The 20,190-nt window shown below is 72.7% G+C and carries 16 protein-coding genes; 10 read left to right on the forward strand and 6 right to left on the reverse strand.

The window, feature by feature from the left end:
* Positions 1-51: 51 nt before the first annotated feature.
* On the forward strand, positions 52-1,158 hold the full coding sequence (locus ELR47_RS06585) for a glycosyltransferase (protein WP_130649165.1): 1,107 nt from the start codon (positions 52-54) through the stop codon (positions 1,156-1,158).
* Positions 1,159-1,309: 151 nt separating this feature from the next.
* Here the strand turns inward: ELR47_RS06585 and ELR47_RS06590 are convergent, their stop codons facing one another.
* Positions 1,310-2,002 carry a glycosyltransferase gene (locus tag ELR47_RS06590; RefSeq protein WP_165403889.1) on the reverse strand — a complete coding sequence of 231 codons (693 nt, stop codon included), beginning with the start codon at positions 2,000-2,002 and terminating at the stop codon, positions 1,310-1,312.
* Between the two features lie 259 nt (positions 2,003-2,261).
* Here ELR47_RS06590 and ELR47_RS06595 point away from each other — a divergent pair, with 259 nt between their 5' ends.
* Complete coding sequence (locus ELR47_RS06595) at positions 2,262-2,648, forward strand: ChaB family protein (protein ID WP_130649167.1); 387 nt, start codon at positions 2,262-2,264, stop codon at positions 2,646-2,648.
* Positions 2,649-2,882: 234 nt separating this feature from the next.
* Here the strand turns inward: ELR47_RS06595 and ELR47_RS06600 are convergent, their stop codons facing one another.
* Positions 2,883-4,004, reverse strand: coding sequence for a hypothetical protein (locus ELR47_RS06600; RefSeq protein ID WP_130649168.1), 1,122 nt, complete (start codon positions 4,002-4,004; stop codon positions 2,883-2,885).
* Positions 4,005-4,274: 270 nt separating this feature from the next.
* On the opposite strand from ELR47_RS06600, the gene ELR47_RS06605 reads away from it, so the two are divergent.
* A complete protein-coding gene (locus tag ELR47_RS06605; RefSeq protein ID WP_130649169.1) occupies positions 4,275-4,595 on the forward strand; it encodes a putative quinol monooxygenase in 321 nt (106 codons plus the stop codon).
* Here ELR47_RS06605 and ELR47_RS19330 read toward each other — a convergent pair.
* Genes ELR47_RS19330 through recC form a run of 4 tightly spaced genes read right to left on the reverse strand, consistent with a single transcriptional unit; the run spans position 4,543 to position 13,894 of the window.
* On the reverse strand, positions 4,543-4,983 hold the full coding sequence (locus tag ELR47_RS19330) for a LexA family protein (protein WP_130649170.1): 441 nt from the start codon (positions 4,981-4,983) through the stop codon (positions 4,543-4,545). The two genes, ELR47_RS06605 and ELR47_RS19330, sit on opposite strands and share 53 nt — an antisense overlap.
* Positions 4,984-4,998: 15 nt before the next feature.
* The gene (gene recD / locus ELR47_RS06615) at positions 4,999-7,002 is read right to left on the reverse strand and encodes an exodeoxyribonuclease V subunit alpha (RefSeq protein ID WP_130649171.1); all 2,004 of its coding nucleotides are present in this window, start codon (positions 7,000-7,002) and stop codon (positions 4,999-5,001) included.
* Positions 6,999-10,472 carry a UvrD-helicase domain-containing protein gene (locus ELR47_RS06620; protein ID WP_130649172.1) on the reverse strand — a complete coding sequence of 1,158 codons (3,474 nt, stop codon included), beginning with the start codon at positions 10,470-10,472 and terminating at the stop codon, positions 6,999-7,001. Before ELR47_RS06620 ends, recD begins: the two co-directional genes overlap by 4 nt.
* Positions 10,469-13,894: an exodeoxyribonuclease V subunit gamma gene (gene recC / locus ELR47_RS06625; protein ID WP_165403890.1), complete on the reverse strand. Its 3,426-nt coding sequence runs from the start codon at positions 13,892-13,894 to the stop codon at positions 10,469-10,471. Before recC ends, ELR47_RS06620 begins: the two co-directional genes overlap by 4 nt.
* Positions 13,895-13,923: 29 nt before the next feature.
* On the opposite strand from recC, the gene ELR47_RS18210 reads away from it, so the two are divergent.
* The 7 genes from ELR47_RS18210 to ELR47_RS06655 all read left to right on the forward strand — a co-directional run bounded on the left by ELR47_RS18210 (position 13,924) and on the right by ELR47_RS06655 (position 20,174).
* Positions 13,924-14,079, forward strand: coding sequence for a hypothetical protein (locus tag ELR47_RS18210; protein ID WP_165403891.1), 156 nt, complete (start codon positions 13,924-13,926; stop codon positions 14,077-14,079).
* A gap of 181 nt (positions 14,080-14,260) precedes the next feature.
* Complete coding sequence (locus ELR47_RS06630; protein WP_130649174.1) at positions 14,261-15,151, forward strand: DnaB-like helicase C-terminal domain-containing protein; 891 nt, start codon at positions 14,261-14,263, stop codon at positions 15,149-15,151.
* A gap of 74 nt (positions 15,152-15,225) precedes the next feature.
* Positions 15,226-15,852 (forward strand): HD domain-containing protein, encoded by a 627-nt coding sequence (locus ELR47_RS06635; protein ID WP_165403892.1) that lies wholly within the window; start codon positions 15,226-15,228, stop codon positions 15,850-15,852.
* A 308-nt stretch (positions 15,853-16,160) separates the two neighbouring features.
* The gene (locus ELR47_RS06640; protein WP_205745487.1) at positions 16,161-17,216 is read left to right on the forward strand and encodes an ABC transporter substrate-binding protein; all 1,056 of its coding nucleotides are present in this window, start codon (positions 16,161-16,163) and stop codon (positions 17,214-17,216) included.
* A complete protein-coding gene (locus ELR47_RS06645) occupies positions 17,213-18,139 on the forward strand; it encodes an ABC transporter permease (RefSeq protein ID WP_130649177.1) in 927 nt (308 codons plus the stop codon). The genes ELR47_RS06640 and ELR47_RS06645 overlap by 4 nt, the downstream gene beginning before the upstream one ends.
* Complete coding sequence (locus tag ELR47_RS06650) at positions 18,136-18,954, forward strand: ABC transporter permease (RefSeq protein WP_130649178.1); 819 nt, start codon at positions 18,136-18,138, stop codon at positions 18,952-18,954. Before ELR47_RS06645 ends, ELR47_RS06650 begins: the two co-directional genes overlap by 4 nt.
* A complete protein-coding gene (locus ELR47_RS06655) occupies positions 18,951-20,174 on the forward strand; it encodes an ABC transporter ATP-binding protein (protein WP_130649179.1) in 1,224 nt (407 codons plus the stop codon). The genes ELR47_RS06650 and ELR47_RS06655 overlap by 4 nt, the downstream gene beginning before the upstream one ends.
* The last annotated feature ends 16 nt before the right edge of the window (positions 20,175-20,190 follow it).

Here is a 20,190-nt window from a genome sequence, read left to right on the forward strand (position 1 = left end):
CGGCTGCGGGGGGCCGGGGTCGCGGGGGCCCCGGGGACGTCAGGGGATCCGTTGGCACCGTCGGTTGCGCTCGCACACGACTACCTGACGCAACGGGGTGGCGCAGAACGGGTCGCGCTGGAGTTGACCCGCGCGTTCCCCGGCGCGCCGATGTACACCAGCTTGTACGTGCCCGAAGCGACCTTCCCGGGCTTCGCGGACGTCGACGTCCGGCCCTCGTGGCTGAACCAGGTACGCCCGTTGCGGCAGCGGCATCGGCTCGCCCTGCCGTTCTACGCGCCGGCGGTCGGCTCGCTGCGTCCCCGCGAGGACGTGCTGTTCGTCTCCTCGAGCGGCTGGGCGCACCTGGTGCCGACCGAGGGCCGCAAGATCGTCTACTGCCACAACCCGCCCCGCTGGCTGTACCAGTCCGACGAGTACCTGGCCGGTCATCGGCTGGCCCGCGCCGGTTTGGAAGCGACGCTGTGGCCGCGGTTGCGGCGGCTGGACCGGCGGTCGGCGGCGGAAGCCGACGTCTACCTCGCCAACTCGCACAACGTCGCGCGCCGCATTCGGCAGCGCTACCGGCGCGAGGTCCACGCCGTGATCCATCCGCCGGTCTCGGCCGACCTCCTGGCCGCCTCGCCCAGCGACGTCGGCCTGCCGCGGGCGGTGCGGGAGGCGGAGCCGTTCGTGCTGGTCGTGTCGCGGCTGCTGCCCTACAAGAACGTCGAGTTCGTGCTGGCTGCCGCCGAGGCGACCCCGGAGCGCACGTTCGTCGTCGTCGGTGACGGGCCGCTGCGTGAGTTGATGGTTCGGCGTGCTCCGGCGAACGTGCGCTGGTTGCGGTCGGTGACCGACGCGCAGCTGGCGTGGCTGTACGCCGCGGCCGGGTGTCTGCTCGCGGCGTCGTTCGAGGACCTGGGGCTGACCCCACCCGAGGCGGCGTCGTTCGGGACGCCGACACTGGCGCTGCGCGCCGGCGGCTACCTCGAGACGGTCGTCGAGGGGGCCAGCGGGTGGTTCTTCGACGCGCTGGACGTCCGCGAGATGCAGGCCGGGCTGCGCGAACTCGACCGGCTGGCGCTCCCCGCCGACGACGTTCGCCGCCACGCCGAACCGTTCGCTCCCGCGACGTTCCGCACCGCGGTCACCGACCTGCTCGCGGCAGTCGTCTGACCGGTCACGTGCCCGCCGCCGCCGCTGGCGGCGGCGCGTGCCGGTCACGGCTGGAGCGGAAAGCCGGGCGGTTCGGCGTGACGGTGGACGCGGTGGCGGGCGGCGTGCGCGAGGTCCTCCGCCCGCAGGTCCTCGACCCGGCGGCTGACGGTCAGCCCGTCCCCCGCGCGAGCCGGTCGGCGAGTTCGGCCTGGTGGGCGTCGATGTGCTCCCCGAACGTGGGGTCACGGGGCACCAGCACCGGCATGGTGCCGGCGCCCATGGCCATGAGCGCCGAACCGGTCCCGGCATGACAGACCACGAGATCGGCCTCACGCACGGCGCGCTCGAGGATGGCGGCGTCGAGCGTGCGGGCCCCGTCGACGCCGAGGCGGGTCAGCACGGCAGGGTCGGTGTCGCCGGTCTGCCAGCACACGGACGCGTCGGCGGGCAGCAGCTCGACCATGTGGGCGACCAGTCGGGGGAACGCCGAGACGATCGACGAGCCGACCGAGACGACCAGCGGCGCAGCGGACGCGGTGCGGTGGCGGTCACCCTGAAGTCGTCGAAGACGCTGCCGCGATAGCTCCAGCGACGGTCGCACCAGCGGTCGTCCTGGCTGTAGCAGCGGATCTGCGGATGCCCTGCAGCAGTCGGCCGGCCAGCGACGGGCGGCCACGGCGTTCGCCAGTGCGTCGGGCAGGCTCCGGGACCGGGGCCGGCGGAGCCAGACGACCTCCTCGCCGGCCAGCGACTGTCGGCTCTGCGCGTTGACGTTGCTGACCCAGATGCGAGCGCCGGTGAGGCCGAGTCGTGGCACCAGCGCTCGCAGCTCTCGGAGGTGACCACCGTCGTTGGCGGCCACAGGTGTCCCATCCTGTCCCCCCGAAAGCGATGCAGCCGAGCGATGCAGCCGAGCGATGCAGCCGAGCGATGCAGCGCCGCCGCAGGGTGCCGGTACGGGCACGGGGCGCCAAGCAGGCGGTGCCCTCCGTCGTCCTGCGAACGGCCACGGACGTTTCGGCGGGGCGCGTCGCATGGGGTCGGCGGTCCGCGGGGCAGGGTGCCCGGGCAGAGGGTTCCGGTGCCCGGGCACCTGGCCGGGCGGTGTGAGGAGGGTGGCGATGCCGATCGAGAAGCCGAGCGACCTGCCGGGAACGCTCCAGCGGTCGCCGAAGAAGGCGCAGCGCACGTTCGCGAAGGCACACGACTCGGCGCTGGAGACCTACGACGGCGACGAGGCGCGGGCGAACCGGACCGCCTACGCGGCGGTGAAGCACTCGTTCGAGAAGGTCGGGGACCACTGGGAACCCAAGGACGACCCGGGCCCCTCCGACGAGCGGGCGGCGCGTGGCGGACCGGGGACCGACGGTCGGACAGCCGGCGGGGTCGACGTGTTCGGCAACACGAAGGCGGAGCTGTACGAGCGGGCGAAGCGCCTCGACGTCGAGGGTCGCTCGAAGATGACCAAGCAGGAACTCGCGGAGGCGATCGCCCGCAAGCAGGACTGACGGGGACTCGGATCGCACGCGTCCGGCTGTGGCGAGCAGCGGTGCCGGGCGTGACCTCGGCCGCCGTGGCGATCGGCCGCGGCAGCACCGTCCCGGGCGTCCGCGTGGAGTGGTGTCACCTGCAGGATCCGTACGCGGTGCTCGGCGTCGCTCGAGGTGCGACGGCCGGGAGATCCGGCGGGCGTACCGGAACCTGGTGCGCCGGCACCACCCGGACCGACACGTCGAGGCGGATCACGAGTTCGAGGTGAGCGCCACGCCGCTGAAGCCGCTGCCGAGACGTCGACGTCGCAAGCTCCGTCGTGGCCGCTCGTCGGACCGCGGGCCGCCCAGCACCGCGCGTTCGTGGCGGAGCATGGCGTCGATCAGCGGTTCGACGTCGGTGACCCGTCGCAGCCGCAGCCCGTCGGTCGACAGACCCCGGGCCTCGACCGAGACCTCGAGTCCGTCGTGCCGGAACCCGGCAACGGCGGCGTCGTCGCCGACCGCCTGGCGGACGGTCACCGGAGCTCCTTCGACGACGACGGTGATCTCGTGCCAGGCGTCGGCGAGCTGTTCAGCCCGGTGTTCGCGCCGCCGGTCCCGGTCCTGCAACCAGCGGAGCAGCGTGGCCTCGTCGGCCTCGTCGGCCTCGTCGGGAGGTTGGTCGGCGTCCGGATCCCGCTCGAGGTCGGCGAGGCGTTCGAGGATGTCGCGCTCGCTGCGAGCGACGTCCCGGTCGACCGTGATGTCCAGCGACCGGACCCGTCCGCCGACACCGGTGACCCGGTGCTCTGCCGTCACGGACACTGACACGAGCCGCTGGTCACTGCCGGGACCGCTGCTGGTGCCGTGGCCGCCGAGGCGGATCTCGCCGTCCCAGTCGGCGGGCACGAGCGGCGGCAGCTCGGCGACGCCTCGCCGGACCAGCGCGAGCCGCTCGGCCTCGACGCGTTGCCGCGTCCGCTGCGGCGCGATGATCATGCCGACCGCGCGGCGGCCGTCGGGACCACCCGCGGTGGTCATCGACCACCCGAAGGCGCCGACGATCGCGGCCGCCGGCGTCCCGGCGAGCGCGAGCAGTCGGCGTCGAGGAAGCCGCGCGGCCAGGACCGTGGCGGGCACGAGCGCCCCGACGCCCACGAACGCGTAGAACCGGGGGACCGGGTGCCAGGTGCGTTCCCACCGCAGCGCCTGCACCAGGTCGACCGGCATCCTCAGCAGCTGCTGCCCACGGGACCGCGGGCGCACCAGGACGTAGCCGCGGCCGCCATGCGAACTCGCGTCACCGCAGACGCTGCAGCGGTGGCGGACGATGCCATGGATGCCGCTGTCGAACCAGTCGCGGAGCCGTCGGGCGCGGCTCGTCGGCCGCATCGCCGCCGCGCCACAACACTCGCACACCGCGCCGCCCACGTCGCAACCTTCCCCGTGTTCCCGGCACCGTAGGCGGTCGACGTCGAGTGGTCAGCCCTTCGTCGAACCGGGTCACGCTCGTCGCGTCAGGGGTCGAGGCACCGGTCGTGGGTCGTGGGCAGCGTCGTCGCGCGCCGACGGGCCGGTGCGGTCCTCGATGTCGATGATGCGGTGCACGAGCAGCCGGACGTGGCAGGGTGCGCCGTCCGGGTCGAGGCGACAGGAGCGAGGATGTACGGGCTGCACGGACGCATCGACGCGACCGAGGGACACGGCGAGGAGTTGGCCGGCCACCTCGTCGCGGGGACGCAGGAGCTGGGTGATCACGGGTGTCTGCTGTACGTGGTCAGCCGTCGCGAGGACGCACCCGATGCGGTCTACGTCTACGAGGTGTGGACCGACGCGGACGCGCACCAGGCGTCGCTCGAGCTGTCGAGCGTCCAGGACGCCATCGCCGGGGCGCGCCCGCTGATCGCTGGCATGTCCGAGCGGGTCGAGTTCACGCCGGTGGCGGGGCTCGGACTGCCGGCGGCGGGGTCGCCGCCGCCGTGAGAGGGTCGTCGGTCGCCGGGGGACCGGTGGCCGTGACGGTGCGGGCCGCGCCGGCGCGCCGCTCGATCGCGCCGTGGTGCTCCAGCACCCGGACGTGGTGCAGCACGCTGCTGGGGGAGGCGAGGCCGACCTCGTCGGCCAACTCCCGCAGCGACGGGGCGACCCGTTGCGCTCGTGCAGGCGTCGCAGCGCGGCGAGCACCTGCCGTTGACGGGAGGTGGAGTCGAGCGCTCGATCGTCCACGGAACCGCCTCGTCTGGTGCAGGGAACGACCTTCGCACGCGTCCCGTCGCCGCGGCGCTCGGGTCCTCGTGGGGCTGTGGACGATCCCCGCGCAGTTCGACGTCACGGTCGCGCCAGCGTGCGAGGCCGGGGTTCCCGTGGGCATCGGCAACGAGCGTTGCTAGGGCCGCCAGAGGTGGTCGCGGAGACCGGAGGCCCGGCGGACGACGTGGTGGACGGCGGCGCGGACGGCGGCCTCGGAGCCGACGACCGTGACCTGCCGTTCGGCGCGGGTGACGCCGGTGTAGAACAGCTCGCGCGACAGGATCCGGGAGTTCGCGTCGGGCAACACCACGACCGCGTGGGTGAACTGCGAGCCCTGGCTCTTGTGGATCGTCATGGCGTGCACCGTCTCGGTCGACTCGAGCCGACTCGGGGACAGCAGTCGAGGCCCCTCGATGGTCGGGAACGCCACCCGGGGCCCCTGTTCGGTGGCGACCACCACGCCGACGTCGCCGTTGTAGATCTTGAGCTGGTGGTCGTTCTCGGTCACCAGCACCGGCCGGCCCGGCAGCCACGTCTCGCGGGTCGAGGCGGCCGTCGTCCCGAGCCACCCCTCGACCATCGGCACCCACGCCGCCACCCCGAACGGGCCGCGCCGGTGGGCACACAGCACCCGCAGTTCGTCGAGCCCGCCGAGTGCCGCCGCGGCGTGACCGTCCTCGGCGGCCTGCCGCACCCGCCGGCCGACCGCGGTGACGGCGGCCGTCACGCTGGCGAGGGCGGCGGGCGACTCGGCGTCGGCGTCGTCGGCCCGCTCGACCCAGGTGACGTCGTCGGGCCCGTTGCGCAACAGGGCCACGACCGCGTCGGCGTCGCCGGACTGGATGGCGCTCGCCAGCTCGGCGATACCGGACTTCGTGCCGTAGCGGTGCACGCGCTGCAACACGACGATGCCGTCCCGGATGCCCCCCACGTCGCCGGTGGTGCCGGCGTCGCTGGTGGTGCCGACGTCACCGTCGTTGCCGGCCCGGCGGACGGGCCCGGACGGCAGGTCGACACCGCTCGCCGCGGCGAGTCGCTCGCGGGCCGGTTCGCTGAGTCGCAGGCCGTGCAGCGACGGTCCGACGATGTCGCCGAGGACCGCGCCGGCTTCGACCGAGCGCAGCTGCTGCGGGTCACCGACGAGGACGACCCGGGTGTGGTCGGCGCAGGCGTCGAGCAGCTTCGCCATCAGCGAGAGCGACACCATCGAGGTCTCGTCGACCACGACGACGTCGTGGGGGAGCGGCTCGCCGGCGTGGTGGCGGAAGCGGGTGCTGCTGCCGGGGTGGCGGCGCAGCAGCCGGTGGATCGTCGAAGCCTGGGCCGCGGCGAGCCGTTCACGTACCGCGTCGTCGTAGTCGTCGCGCTCGAGCGCCTGCCGGAGCGACTCCTCGAGCCGGGCGGCGGCCTTGCCGGTCGGGGCGACGAGGGCGACCCGCGGAGGCGGGTTCCCGGCCGCGGCGGCCTGCTGGTCGAGCAGCGCCAGCACCCGCGACACCGTCGTGGTCTTGCCGGTCCCCGGTCCGCCGGCGACCACCGCGAGGCGGCGCAACACGGCGGTCGCGGCGGCGAGCCGCTGCAGATCCACCTCGCCGTCTCCCGGTGCCTCGCCGAACAGCTCGTCGAGCCCGGTGCGGAGCACCGTGACGTCGACGTCGTCGGCCGGTCGGGCGGCGCGGCGGCGGAGCTGCTCGGCGACCAGCTGCTCGTAGCGCCAGTAGCGGTCGAGATAGAGCCGGGTGCCGTCCAGTGTCAGCGGGTGCCGGGTGTCCGCGCCGGGTGCGCCGACGAGCCCGTCGGCGGCCGCCAGTGCGTCACACCAGACCGCGACGTCGGCCGGCCACGGCAGCGCGGCGACCTGCTCGGCGGTCTCGTCGTCGGCGACGACGGTGTCGGCGACCTCGGCGAGGTCGACACAGACGTGTCCGACCCTCGGCCCGCGTACGGCGAGCGCGACCGCCAGCAACACCTGCGGGTCGTCGCAGCCCGTGATCCGGCACAGCGTCACGGCCGTGTGCACGTCGGCGGGATGCAGCACGCCCGCGAGGTTGTACGGCACGAGCGTCGGCGGGCAGTCGACGACGAAGCGGGCCTCGTACGGGTCGCTGCGGTGGTCGTCGGGCAGCAGCGTCGCGCTCATGCGGCACCTCCGTCGAACAGGTCGCTGACGGCCTCGATCAACGCGGCCGGCGGCTGCCAGGCGAACACGCCGTGCGGGCAGCCGTCGACGACCGGCGTGTCGGGGCCGGTCATGCCGCGAACGAACAGGTACAGCGCACCGCCGAGGTGCTGTTCCGGCCGGTAGTCGGTCACCCGCCAGCGCAGGTAGCGGTGCAGGGCCACCTGGTACAGCAGCGCCTGGAGTGGGTAGTGGCCACGCACCATGGCGTCGACCAGCGCGTCGTGGCGGTAGTCGTCGGCCACGAGCGGTTGACCCGAGGTGCCGAGCCGGTTGGTCTTGTGGTCGGCCACGAGGAACCGCTGCCCACCGTCACCGTCCGGCACGCGCAGCACGAGGTCGATGCTGCCGGCGAGGAAGCCGCGCAGGTCACCGTCGAGTCCTGCTGCGGCGAGCTCCCGGCCGTAGTCGGACAGCGGGTCGTCGGCCGGCAGCGTGTCGTCCAACAGCTGGGCGATGCGGCCGACGGTGACACCGCCGGACAGCTGCGGGTCGAGCGGCAGCTCGAAGTCCAACTCGTTCAGCCGGTCGGCGGTCCCGAGGTCCCGCAGCGCCTGCCCGCCGGCGAGGGGCCCGAGCGGCGTGTCGATCGCGGCGACGAGCCCGTCGACGAACACGTCGACGTCCCCGACGTCGGTGCGCAACCGCTGCTTCGCCTCGGCGGTGACGCGTGCCACCTCGTGGCGCAGGTCGTCGGCGGCGAAGTCGACGTGTTCGAGCACCACGTGGGTGAACGTGCCGACGTCGGTGCCGCCGGGCATGTCGGCCAGCGGCACCGGTGCGGACCCGGACGCCGCCGCCACCGCGTCGAACAACGTCGGCATCGCGGTCTCGGGAGCGCTCGAGGTGTCGGTCGCACGCTCGCCGGTGACGCCGAGTGGTGCCGGCTCGAGCGTCTCGTCGTCGACGACGTCCTCGGTGACCTCGGAGCCGACAACGGGGCGGTGGTGCGCCCGGGCGGTGATCGCCGAGTACGACGTCCGGTACCAGGCCCGGTCGAGGTGCCGGTCGAACACGGCGGCCTCGAGGGCGGTCTCGCCGAAGGCAGGCGCCTCCCACCGGTCCTTGGCGGGCCATCGCGGTGTGTGCTCGACCGACAGCATGCCGCCGGCCGCTGCTTCGAGCGCGTCGAGGTGGTGCTTGGCGGTCGCGTCGTCGGGCACCCTGGGTGCGGTGGTCGTCGTGTCGAGCCGTCCCTGCCCGTCACGGGCGAACAGCACCCGACCGAGTCCGGCCTTGTGGCTGTCCTGACAGGGAGCCCACCACACGACCAACTCGTGTTCGGCGCGGGTGAGGGCGACGTAGAGCAGTCGCAGCCCTTCGCCGGCGATCTCCTGGCGGGCGAGCGCGCGGTGGTCGTCCCAGTCGTCCTCGCGCTTGCCGCCGACGTCGAGGGTGCGGCGACCGTCCGTGGTGAAGGTCGGCACGGGCGGGTTCAAGAGGCCCGGCGACCAGAGATAGGGGGCGAACACCACCGGGTACTCCAGGCCCTTGCTGCGGTGCACCGTGAGGATCTGCACGGCGCGGGCGTCGGACTCGAGCCGACGGGCACGCTCCTCGGCGGGCACCTGGTCGTCGTCGACCTGCGCGATCGCGCGTGTGAGCCACGACGTCAGGGCAGCCGTGCCGAGCTGTTCCTCGACGGCCGCACGGTGCAGCAGCTGACCGAGGTGGTCCAGGTCGGTGAGGTGTCGCTCGCCACCGGTCACACCGAGCAGGCGTGCCGACAGGTCGGTGTCGTCGGAGATGGTCCTCACCAGCGAGGCGACACCCCGTTCGCGCAGGACCTCCGCCCAGCGGTGCAGCTGGTCGTGCAGGTCGGCGAACGTGTCGTCGTCGGCGGTGGCGAGCTGTTCCCCGGTCCAACCGAGCCAACTGGTCAGGGCGACGGCACGAGCCCGGCTGCCGTTGGCGGGCTGCTCGAGCGCGTCGAGCAGCCGCTGCCACTCCATGGCCGCCGAGGTGTCGAACACGCTGCCGACCCCGTTGATGATGGCGGGGACGTCGACGTCGCGCAGCGCCCGGTGCACCTGCACCGCCTCGGCGTTGGTACGCACGAGCACCGCGACGTCGCCGGCGTGCAGCGGACGGCGGTCGTCGCCGCCGCACAGGACGGCGGTGTCGGACTGCAGCAGCTCGACGGTCTGGGCGGCGAGGTCACGGGCGATGTGGTCGCGGGCGGCTGGCGCGTTGACACAGCCACGCCAGCTCTGCAGCCCGTTGCCGTGGGGGAGCACCCGCAACCGCAGTGGCGCGCGGCCGCCGGTGATGCGGGGGCCCCGGTGACCGGGGGCCGCCTCGACCTGGCGGTAGGCGATCTGCGGGTCACCGAAGGTGGCGCCGTCGAGCAGTGTGTCGAGCGCCTGCAGCAGCGGCGCGTCGGAGCGCCAGTTGGTGGTCAACGTGGCGCGGACGTCGGCGGTGTCGACAGCGTCGAGGTAGGCGTGGATGTCGGCGCCACGGAAGGAGTAGATGGCCTGCTTGGGGTCGCCGATCAGTACCAGCGTCGCCTGCGGGTCGGCGAAGGCACGCGAGAGGATGTCCCACTGCACCGGGTCGGTGTCCTGGAACTCGTCGATGAGGGCGATGCGGTAGCGCTCGCGCAGCGCTGCGGCGGCCGCACGGCCGTTGTCGGGGTCGACGAGCGCGTCGCGGAGCTGGGTCAGCAGGTCGTCGTAGGAGAGCTGCCGCTGGTCGCGCTTGCGGCGGGCGAGTCCGCTGCGCAGCCGGTGGGCGAGCCAGGCACGGACCTCGGCGTCGCCGTCGAGGTCGGCCACGTCGGCGTCGGTGTCGACGGCGGGCACGATGCGTGCGTCGGGGTTGTTGACCAGCTTCTCGGCCACGTCGATCAGGTCCTTGCGCCTGACCGCCGCGAGCCCGTGCCGGGTGGCGAGCTGCACCAGCAGGTCGTCGACCACGGTGGCGACCAGTTCGCTCTGATCCTGCAGGACGGTGGCGTCCGGGTCGGCGTCGACGCGGAAGCCGAGCGTGCGCAGCACCTGCTGGCAGAAGCCGTGGATGGTGGAGATGGTGGCGGCGTCGAAGTCGGCCACGGCCGTGCTGGCCCGGTCGAGCCGAAGACGCAGCTCCTCCTGCCCGACCGCCGGGTCGCACAGCAGGGCGAGGACCTCGTCACCGCCCGGGACCGGCTCGCCCGCGAGGCGGCGGGTCAGCTGCTCGGCGGTGGTGACGAGCCGCTCGCGGACCCGTTCGCGTAGTTCGGCGGTGGCGGCACGCGTGAACGTGACGACCAGCAGCTGAGGAAGCGGCACGCCGTCCTCGACGACGTAGCGGGCCACGAGCCCGGCGATCGCGAAGGTCTTGCCGGTCCCGGCGCTGGCCTCGAGGATGGTGCGCCCACGGGGCAGGTCACCGGTCAACTCGAACCGGGCCGCCTCGGGGGCGGTGTGGGGGGTGGTGTGCGCCGTCACTGCTTGCCCTTCGTCTCGACCTCGAGCACCGGCTCCCACAGCCGCCGTGCCCAGGCGACCACCCGTTCCTCGCACTCGGGCCACGGGTGCCCGGTCTCGTCGTCGAGCGGCGGGTCGGCGAGCAGTTCGGCGAAGCTCGCGATCCCTCCGAGCACCGCGACGTGACACGGGTCGAGGTCGTCCTGGGGATAGGTGGGGTAGGTGGTCTCCCACGCCTTCGACGCCGACCAGGGTTGCTTCCCACCGGCGGCCGCTTCGGCGAGCGCGGGGGACAGTCCGGGGTACAGCGGCGCTGGCGCCCGCATACCACGGTCGTAGAGATCGAGCAGGATCACCAGCGACGCGGTTGCCCACGCGTGGCGTGCCGACGCGTCGTTCCCGCGGGTCGTCAGGCGGGACCACTCCACGGTGTTCTTGGTCTTGTCCTTGCACTGCGCGACGACCAGGGCCTCCCACGCCGTCTCCGGGTGGGTCAGCGTGAGTGCCAGGAGGCGGACGTAGGCGGCCAGCCGCGCCTTGCCCTTCAGCCCGGAGAACGTCACGTCACCGATGGTCGTGCCGCGGATGCCGCCGACGGTGCCGACGAGCCGGCGGCCGTCGTCGAGCCGCACGTCGATGTCGATGGCCGACACCTCGCCGTCACCGAGCAGGTCGCGTGACGCCTCGGCGATGGCTTCGGCGGCAGGACACACCTCGTCCAGCAGCTGGCTGGCGAGCGGCTCGGGCGGGAGGGTTCCCCGGGCTCGTTCCACCGGCTCCCACTGCTCCCGGCGGTGCCCCTGGAGGAGTGCCGTCAGCAGACGGTCGCCGATCTGCCACTTCGCGAGCCCCGCCACGTCCAGCGGGATGCCGTCCTCGGGGGCGTCGTCGGCCTGCCGCAGCCACACACCGAGCCGGTCGGCGAGGAACGCCCGGGTCGGGTGCTCGACGAACCGGATCAACGAGGTGAGGTCGAGGACGTCCCGGTCGGGCGTGGGCAGTGGCTGGGGCAGGAACGGTCGCGGGTCGGCGAGACCGCCGGCGCGTGCCGTGGCGCCGGCGAGTGCCGAGGCATCGAAACTCCAGGGCTGCTCGCCGCGGACCTCGCCGTGCGTGAAGTTGCGGACGTCGAACGGCTGCAGCGGGTGCTCGACGACCACCGCGTCACGGGCGCGCCCTTCGGGACTCCGCACGGTCGCGTCGACGACGTCGAGGAGTTCCCCGACCGGCACGGCCGGCGGCAGCGGCTCGTTGGTGCGCTCGTCACGGCCGGAGTAGGTGATGACGAGGTGGTCGGTGGCCGAGAGCAGCGCGTCGAGCAGCAACTGGCGGTCCTCGGTGCGCGCGTCGCGATCGCCGACGAACGGCTCGAGCTCGATCAGGTCGTCGCCGTCGGCGACGGTGCGGCGCGGGAACGCGCCGTCGTCCATGCCGAGCAGGCACACCACCCGGTGAGGGACCGCCCGCATCGGCACGAGGGTGGAGACCGTGAGGTCGCCGGTGCGGTGGCTGGCCCGTGACGGGCGGCCACGCAGCCGGTCGCCGAGGAGGACGCGCACCTCCGCGAGGCTGAGCTCGACCGGCGCGGCGGTGCCCTCGCCGGTGGCGTCCGCGGCGGTCCGGGCGGCGTCGGTCAACTCGTCGAGGACGCGGTGCAGTTGCAGCCGCTGCCACCGGTCGGGAGTGCCGGTGGCGGTGAGCCGGTCGGTGACGGCGAGGATCGTGTCGCGCCAGGCGCCGAGCGGGCGGGGATCCCGCAGCTCGCAGACGGCGGCCGTCAGCCGCTCGACGCACTCCGCGAAGCGGCCGGCGAGCTCGACGTCGCTGCCCTCGACGTCGTCGAACGGCAGGATGCCGGCGACCAGGCGGTGGTCCTCGTCGGCCATGACGATGCCGGTCAGCAACCGCCGCAGCCCGGAGCGCCAGGTGTTGACGTCGACGCCGTCGAGGTCGAACCGGACCCGGTCCTCGGCGTCGATGCCCCACCGGATGCCGAGCTCCGGCAGCCAGCCCTCGATGCGCTCGAGCTCCTGGGCGTCGAACCGGAACCGCCGCCGGACCGGCTCGCGCGCCAGCAGGTCGAGCACCTGGGCGCCGGTGAGGCGGGCGTCGGCCAGGTCGAGCAGCTGCGCGACGACCTTGAGCGTCGGGTTGGTCTGCCGCAGGGAGCGGTCGGCGATGCGGACCCGCAGCGGTGTGGTGCTGCCCGAGGACGTGGCGACCTCGGTGCTGAAGACGGCGTCGACCAGCGGCGCGAACGCCTCCACGTCGGGGCACATGACGATGATGTCGCGTGGCTCGAGCCGTTCGTCGTCGGCGAGCAGGTGCAGCACGGTGTCGCGCAGGACCTGGACCTGTCGCATGCGGCCGTGGGCGGCGTGCACCTGCAGCGAGTCGTCGCCGGCTGCCAACAGCGGGCGGCGGTCGCCAGCGGTCGGGACGCGGACCGCTGGGCGGTCGGCGCGGAGGTCGGCCTGGATCCGGCCCAGCAGCGTGGTCGGCGGCTCCGGCACCGGGCGGTGGTCGGCGTCGGGGGCGCCGAGGGCGGCGAAGACGGTCTGCATCTCGCGGGCGTCGCGGCCCCAGGAGCGCAGCAGCGGATGCTGCGGCGTGTCCGCCGTCGCGTCCGTCCGCCGCGGCCCCCTGGGCGGCGTCGTCGTGGCGTGCACGTCGCGGATCCGGTCCCACAGCGCCGGCGACGGGTGTCGCAGGAACAGGTGCACGTCGCGGGTGGTCGCGAGCGCCATCAGCACCCGCAGGTAGCTCGCGGGCAGGGCGCTGAGCCCGAAGATCGACAGCCGCTGCGGCAGGTCCAGCTGCACGTCGCCGGCCTCGAGCCGGACGGCGACGTCGGTCAGCCGCTCCGCGCTGCTGGGCGTGTCGACCCGCTCGCGCAGCCGCCGCCACAGCTGCGGTTGCCAGGCGTGCCGGTCGGCGATCGCGGCACCGTCGGGGCCGACGTCGTGGCCGTCGGCCCAGTCCAGCACCATCTCGGGACGGTGGACGGCGTAGCGGTCGAACAGGTCGACCAGCCGGCGGGCTGCGGAGAAGCGGCGGCCGTCGCGCGCCGACTCGAGGTGGCTGCGGGCCGGACCCCAGCAGTCGGCCTTCGGGTCCGTCTCGGCCAGTTCGAGGAGCGGCCACACCAGCCGGTCGGGCCGCCAGGGGTCGGCGTCGTCGGGGAGCTCGCCCGTGGCCTCCAACGCCATCGTGACCAGCGTGCCCGGGAACGGGAAGTCGACGTTGGCGCAGATGCCGTCGGTCGCGCCGGCGGCCGCGCCGAGCCGCAACGACAGCTCCTGCGCGATCCAGCGTTCGATGCCGGCGGTCGGGACCGCGACGACGTCCCGCTCGAACGGGTCGGCCGGCGGCGTCGCCAACAGCTCCGCCAACGGCCGTACCAGACCGTCGGCGCGTTCCGAACGCCACACCTGCAGACCCACACGGCCCCCGTTCACCTCGAGCGGACCGCATGGTGCCCGACACCTGTGACACGAGCCAGGACGTCACCGCGGACGGCCGCCGGGTGCGCTCCGGCCGGGCTCCGGGCATCGCGCTCATCGCGTCGAGCCTCGGGCGCTCCCTCGGGTGCGTCGACGCACGCCTGACCCGCTCGACGTACGCCTGACCCGCTCGACGCTGCCGGTCACACCCCTGCTCCAGACTGCCTGTCCGACGATGCGCCAGGCAGCGGACGAGCGGAGGCAGCGTATGGGTGGGAGAAGCGAGGACGTCACGGTGCCGGTCGTCCCGGCCGGCGGTGTCCTGTGGGTAGACGAGCGACGCGAGTCGGTCGGCGAGGTGTCGGGATGACGCTCGTTCTCCACCAGGCCGGTGACGCGTCACCGGTCGCTGTTCCTGCCGGACGCGATCGACCGTCGTCGCGCCTGCAGGCAGGTCTCGGTGAGCTCGACCGCATCGGGGGTCTCCCGGCGCCCGGGCTCACGCTCGTGACGGGCGAACCGGGGGTGGGGGTCACCGCGCTGGCCCTGCGCTTGGCACACGACGTCGCGTGCAGGGAAGAACGTCCGGTCCTCTTCCTCAGCGACCACCTCCGCGCCGAGCAGCTCGACCTGCGCCTGCTGTCGTCGATCGGACGCGTGCCGTTGCGCGAGTGGTCGGCGCGACCTCGACCCGCCGACGCCGAGCGTCGTGGCCGCCGGGCCCGCAGGGAGCTGCTGAGACAGCCGCTGTCCTGGGCCGTTGCCGACGGTGCCGTCACGCCGGTGACGCTCGCACTCGCCGTGTCGGCGTTGGCGGAACGCGCCGGGTTGCCTCCGTCGCTCGTCGTCATCGACCGCATGTCCGCCGTCGCTCGGTCCGGCGACGCGGCGTCCGTCGTCGCCGCACGACTGCGCGAGGTGGCCGTCCATCACGGATGCGCCATCGTGGTGACCGAGACCGGCCTCGCGTCGCCCGCAGCGGCGAAGCCCGCCCGGCCACAGGAGGTCTCGCAACGGTTCGCCTCGCTGCAGCCGCAACTCGATGCGCACTGGTACGTGCACCGCCAGGAACTGCGGGACGTGGACACCCCCGACGCCGGCCTCGGCGAGGTGCACGTCACCTGGCAGCGCGACGGTGCGACCGGCGTGGCCACGCTCGCCTTCCTCACCCACCTCGGCATGTGGGCCAGCCTCGCCGTCCCGATCCGCAACGGGGACGGCGCGGACGCCCAGACGACGTTCGGCGCTGACGGGTAGACGCGCGCATCCTCGGCGACGTGTCGCAGGGCTCGGTCATGCTACGGGCGTCACCTGTCCCATCCGGAGGCCGCTTGTCGGAGATCGAGTTGCACGGACGGTTCGCCGAGGCGGTGCGCTACGCCGCCGAGGCCCATGGTGCGCAGGTCCGCAAGGGCACGGCGGTGCCCTACCTCAGTCACCCGATCGCGGTCGCCGCGCTGGTGCTCGAGCACGGCGGCAACGAGGTGCAGGCGACCTCGGCGGTACTGCACGACGTCGTCGAGGACGGTGGCGGGCGTCCCCGACTCGACGACGTCCGTGCGAGGTTCGGTGACGAGGTCGCCGACGTCGTCGAGGCGCTCTCCGACGCCGTTTGCGAGGAAGGCGAACCGAAGGCGCCGTGGAAACCGCGCAAGGCCGCCTACCTCGAACACCTCCGAGGGCTCGTGGCTGCCGGGCACCCGGCAGCACTGGTGTCGCTGTGCGACAAGCTGCACAACGCCTCGGCCATCGTGGCCGACGCCACCGAGCCCCACGGGCCCGGGGCGGACGTCTGGAACCGGTTCTCCGTGTCCGCTGACCAGACCGCGTGGTACTACGCCCAACTCGCGAGCATCTTCTCCGACCGTGCGCTGCCGCGGCGGGCCGTTGCCGGTTTCCGCGCGAAGGTCGACGAGCTGACGACCGCCGCCGAGGACGCGTGTCGCGCTGCGGAGTGAGCCGGCCCGCTCCTTCGACGAGGTCGAGAGGTCGCGGTCGAGCACGAGGCGTTCGCGGCACCGACCCAGCCCTCGGCGAGCGTGTCGCTGCAGTCGGCGGGCAGCGGCACCAAGCGCTTCGCAGCGGGTCGCGTCAACCTCGGACGTGCGGTTGTGCGCTTTGTCGACGAATTCGCCGTGCGCGGCGGGCCTCCTTGACAGGGGAAACCGTGCAGAGCAGGGTTTGATTGACGCGCCAGTCAACTGGCGCCCTGGAGAATGGGGAGTTCATGGTTTTGTCTTGTGCTGCACGAAGAACGGTCGCGGCGATGGCCGCGCTGTCCTTGGCGGCGACCGCGTGTGGGGGGAGCGACGACGCGGAAGGAGGCAGCGCCGAGCCGGCTGCCGCCGACGAGGCCACCGACCTGACCGTGGTCATGTGGGGCGGTGAGGACCAGGAGATGACCGTCGACGCCCTCGTGATGCCGTGGGCCGAGGAGCAGGACGTCGAGATCCGGCAGGATTCGCCGAGCGACTACGCCAAGATCCGGGCGCAGGTCGAGTCCGAGCGGGTCACGTGGGGCGCGGTCGAGGTCGAGCCGAACTTCGCCCACACCGCCTGCGAGAACGGCTGGGCCACGCCGATCGACTTCGACGTGGTCGACGTCTCCGCCATCGACGAGCAGTTCGTCGACGACTGCGCGGTGCCGATCCTCGAGTACGCCTTCACCATCGCCTACAACACCGAGACCTTCCCGACCGGGGAGCACCCGACGTCGTGGGCGGAGTTCTTCGACACCGAGGCGTTCCCGGGCCAGCGCGGCTTCTGGCGCTACGCCACCGGCGCCATGTTCGAGGCGGCACTGCTCGCCGACGGCGTCGCCCCCGACGAGCTCTACCCGCTCGACATCGACCGCGCGTTCGCCAAGCTCGACTCCATCAAGGACGACATCGTCTTCTACGACACCGGTCAGGAGCAGGTCCAGCTGGTCTCCAGCGGTGAGGTGCCGTTGATCCAGGCCTGGAACGGCCGCATCTTCGAGGCCGCCGAAGCGGGACAGCCGGTCGCCAACGAGTGGAACGAGCACCTGCTGTCCTACGACCAGCTCATCATCCCCCAGGGCTATCCCAACACCGAGCTCGCCCAGGAATGGATGGACTGGTTCCTCAACAACCCGCAGGCGCAGGCGGACTACGCCAACGCCAGTGCCTACGCGCCGGTCAACGAGGCCGCGATGGAGTTCATCGACGACGACGTCGCCATCGAGCTGCCGACGCATCCGGACAACGCCGCCCAGCGTGCCTCGGTCATGGACTACCGCTACTGGTCCGAGCACTACGATCCGGTCTCCGAGCGCCTCAACGAGTGGATGGCAGCCGGATGACCTCCGCTCCCGACGCGGCTGCGGCGCCTCCCGAGGCGCCGCAGCCGGCCGGGCCGCCCCTCCCGGCGACGAACGCCAGCTGGCGCGAACGGCTGGCACTGGACGGCTGGGGTGGGCTCACCCTGCCGCTCGTCGCCTTTCTGCTGGTCGTCTTCGTCGCGCCGCTGGCGATCATCTTCAGCCGCAGCTTCACCGACCCGACGTTGGGTCTGGACAACTACCGCGCGTTCTTCGGCAGCCCGGTGTACCTCAACGTGCTGGTCAACACGTTCGTGACCGCGTTGCTGGTGACCGGCGTCACGCTGCTGATCGGCTACCCGTACGCCTACCTGATGACGTTGGCCAGCCCGTTGTGGCGCTCGGTGCTGCTGGTCGTCGTGCTGGTGCCGTTCTGGACCAGCCTGCTCGTGCGCAGCTTCGCGTTGGTCCTGCTGCTGGGCAACACCGGGGTCATCAACCAGACGCTGCTCGCCTGGGGGGTCATCGACGAACCGGTCGCGCTGATGCGCAACTTCACCGGTGTCGTGATCGGCATGGTGCAGGTCCTGTTGCCGTTCCTCGTGCTGCCGCTGTACGCCAGCATGCGCAGCATCGACCTGCGGCTGGTGCAGGCCGCCGAAGGGCTCGGTGCCTCACCGGCGTTCGCGTTCTGGCGGATCTTCGTGCCGCTCACCATCCCCGGCGCGGCCGCCGGACTGCTGCTCGTCTTCATCCAGTCGCTCGGCTTCTACATCACCCCGGCGCTGCTCGGGGGACCGGGCAACATCATGCTGGGCGAACTGATCGTGCAACAGGTCAGCGCCGTGCTCCGCTGGGGCTTCGCCGCGGCGCTCGCCGCCGTGCTGCTCGTCACCACCATGGTGCTGCTGGCGTTGGTCAACCGGTTCGTCGACCTGCGCCGGCACCTGGGTGTGAGCCGATGACCACCCGTCAACTCACCCGCGGCGCGTTGGTGACCCTCGCGGTCCTCACCGCGGTGTTCCTGCTGCTGCCGGTCGTGATCATCGTGCCGATGTCGTTCTCCGACGCCACCCTGCTGCAGTTCCCGCCCGAGGCGTGGTCGCTGCGCTGGTACGAGAACTTCTTCGCCACCCCGACCTGGACCGAGAGCGCACTGACCAGCCTGCGGATCGCGCTGCTGGTGACCGTCGCGTCGGTCGTGCTCGGGACGCTCGCCGCGCTCGGGATGGTGCGCGGCCGGCTGCCGCTGCGCTCGTTGGTCACCGGCCTGGTGCTGGCCCCGATCATCGTGCCCTACGTCATCATCGGCCTGGCCGTCTACGCGGTGTTCCTGCAGTTGGGTCTGACCGAGACCACGCTCGGGTTCGTGCTGGTCCACACCGCGCTCGCGGTGCCCTACGTGACGATCAACGTCGTCGCCGCGCTCTACGGCTTCGACCGGCGGCTCGAACTCGCCGCGCAGAACCTCGGTGCCGGTCCGCTCAGCACGTTCTTCCGAATCACGCTGCCGTTGATCGGCCCGAGCATGCTGGCCGGCGCGCTGTTCGCGTTCGTCATCTCCTGGGACGAGGTCGTCACCAGCATCTTCCTGTCGGGGCCGCAGGTGACGACGCTGCCGGTCCGGATGTGGTCCGGCGTGCGGGTCTCGGTCGACCCGACCGTCGCGGCGATCTCGAGCCTGTTGCTGCTGATGACCCTGACGCTGTTCACCCTCGCCGCACTCGGTCGCCTGCTGCGGCGACGCCGACTGCGCGCCAACGACACGGAGACACCATGAGCACCGCTGGAGCGACCGGGGTGGCCGGGGCCGCGATCAGCGTCCAGGGCGTCTCCAAGCACTACCGCGACGTCGTCGCGCTCGACCGTGTCCGCCTCGACATCCGGGCGGGGGAGTTCCTCACGCTGCTCGGGGCGAGCGGGTCGGGCAAGTCGACCCTGCTCAACATCATCGCCGGGTTCGTGCCGGCCACCGAAGGCACCATCCGGGTCGCCGACCGCGACCTCACCCGCGTGCCGCCACAGAAGCGTGACCTCGGCATGGTGTTCCAGCACTACGCGCTGTTCCCGCACATGAACGTGTTCGACAACGTCGCCTTCCCGCTGCGTCGCCGGCGGGTGCGCAAGGACGAGGTGCGGCGTCGGGTGCTCGAGGCCCTCGACACCGTCGAACTGGCGCACCTCGTGGAGCGCCGCCCTTCCGAGCTCTCCGGCGGGCAGCAGCAGCGGGTCGCGTTCGCCCGCGCCATCGTCTTCCACCCGAGCGTGCTGCTGATGGACGAACCGTTGGGTGCGCTCGACAAGCGACTGCGCGAACAACTGCAGCTCGAGATCAAGCGCCTGCACCGCGAGCTCGGCATCACCTTCGTGTTCGTCACCCACGATCAACAGGAGGCGCTGGCGATGTCCGACCGCATCGCGCTGCTGCGCGACGGCCGGGTCGTCCAGGTCGGTGAACCCACCGAGCTCTACGAACGCCCCGCCGAGCGCTACACCGCGGAGTTCCTCGGCGAGTCCAACGTCTTCGTCTGCGACGTCCGCGACGGCGTCTGCCACGACGCGCCGACCGGTCGGATGCTGCACACCGCCGGGCGCGTCCCCGGTACCCGCGCCGACGTCGTGGTCCGCCCCGAGAAGCTGCGACTGCTGCCGGCCGGCACCGAGCCCCCGGCCGCGTCCAACGCCCTGACCGCGACGGTGCGCGAGACGATCTACCTCGGCTCGGAGTTCCGCAGCGAACTCGTCGTCGACGACGGCCGGGTGCTGGTCGTACGGGTGCCCGCCAGCGAGCCGCCGCCCACCCCGGGGGCCTCCGTGGTGGTCACCTGGGACGCCGACGCGGCCGTGGTCCTGCCCGCCGACGGTGCCGCGAACGACGGTGCGGCGAACGACGGTGCCGCGAACGACGGTGCCGGGAACGGCGGTGCCGGAATCGCGGCGACCTCCCCGTCCGCTGCTGCCGAGCCGGCAGCGGAGATCTCCTCCCCGTCGACGCGCTGACCGCCGTCCGAACGTC

Source organism: Egicoccus halophilus (assembly GCF_004300825.1).
In the GTDB taxonomy this organism is placed as follows: Bacteria; Actinomycetota; Nitriliruptoria; order Nitriliruptorales; family Nitriliruptoraceae; genus Egicoccus; species Egicoccus halophilus.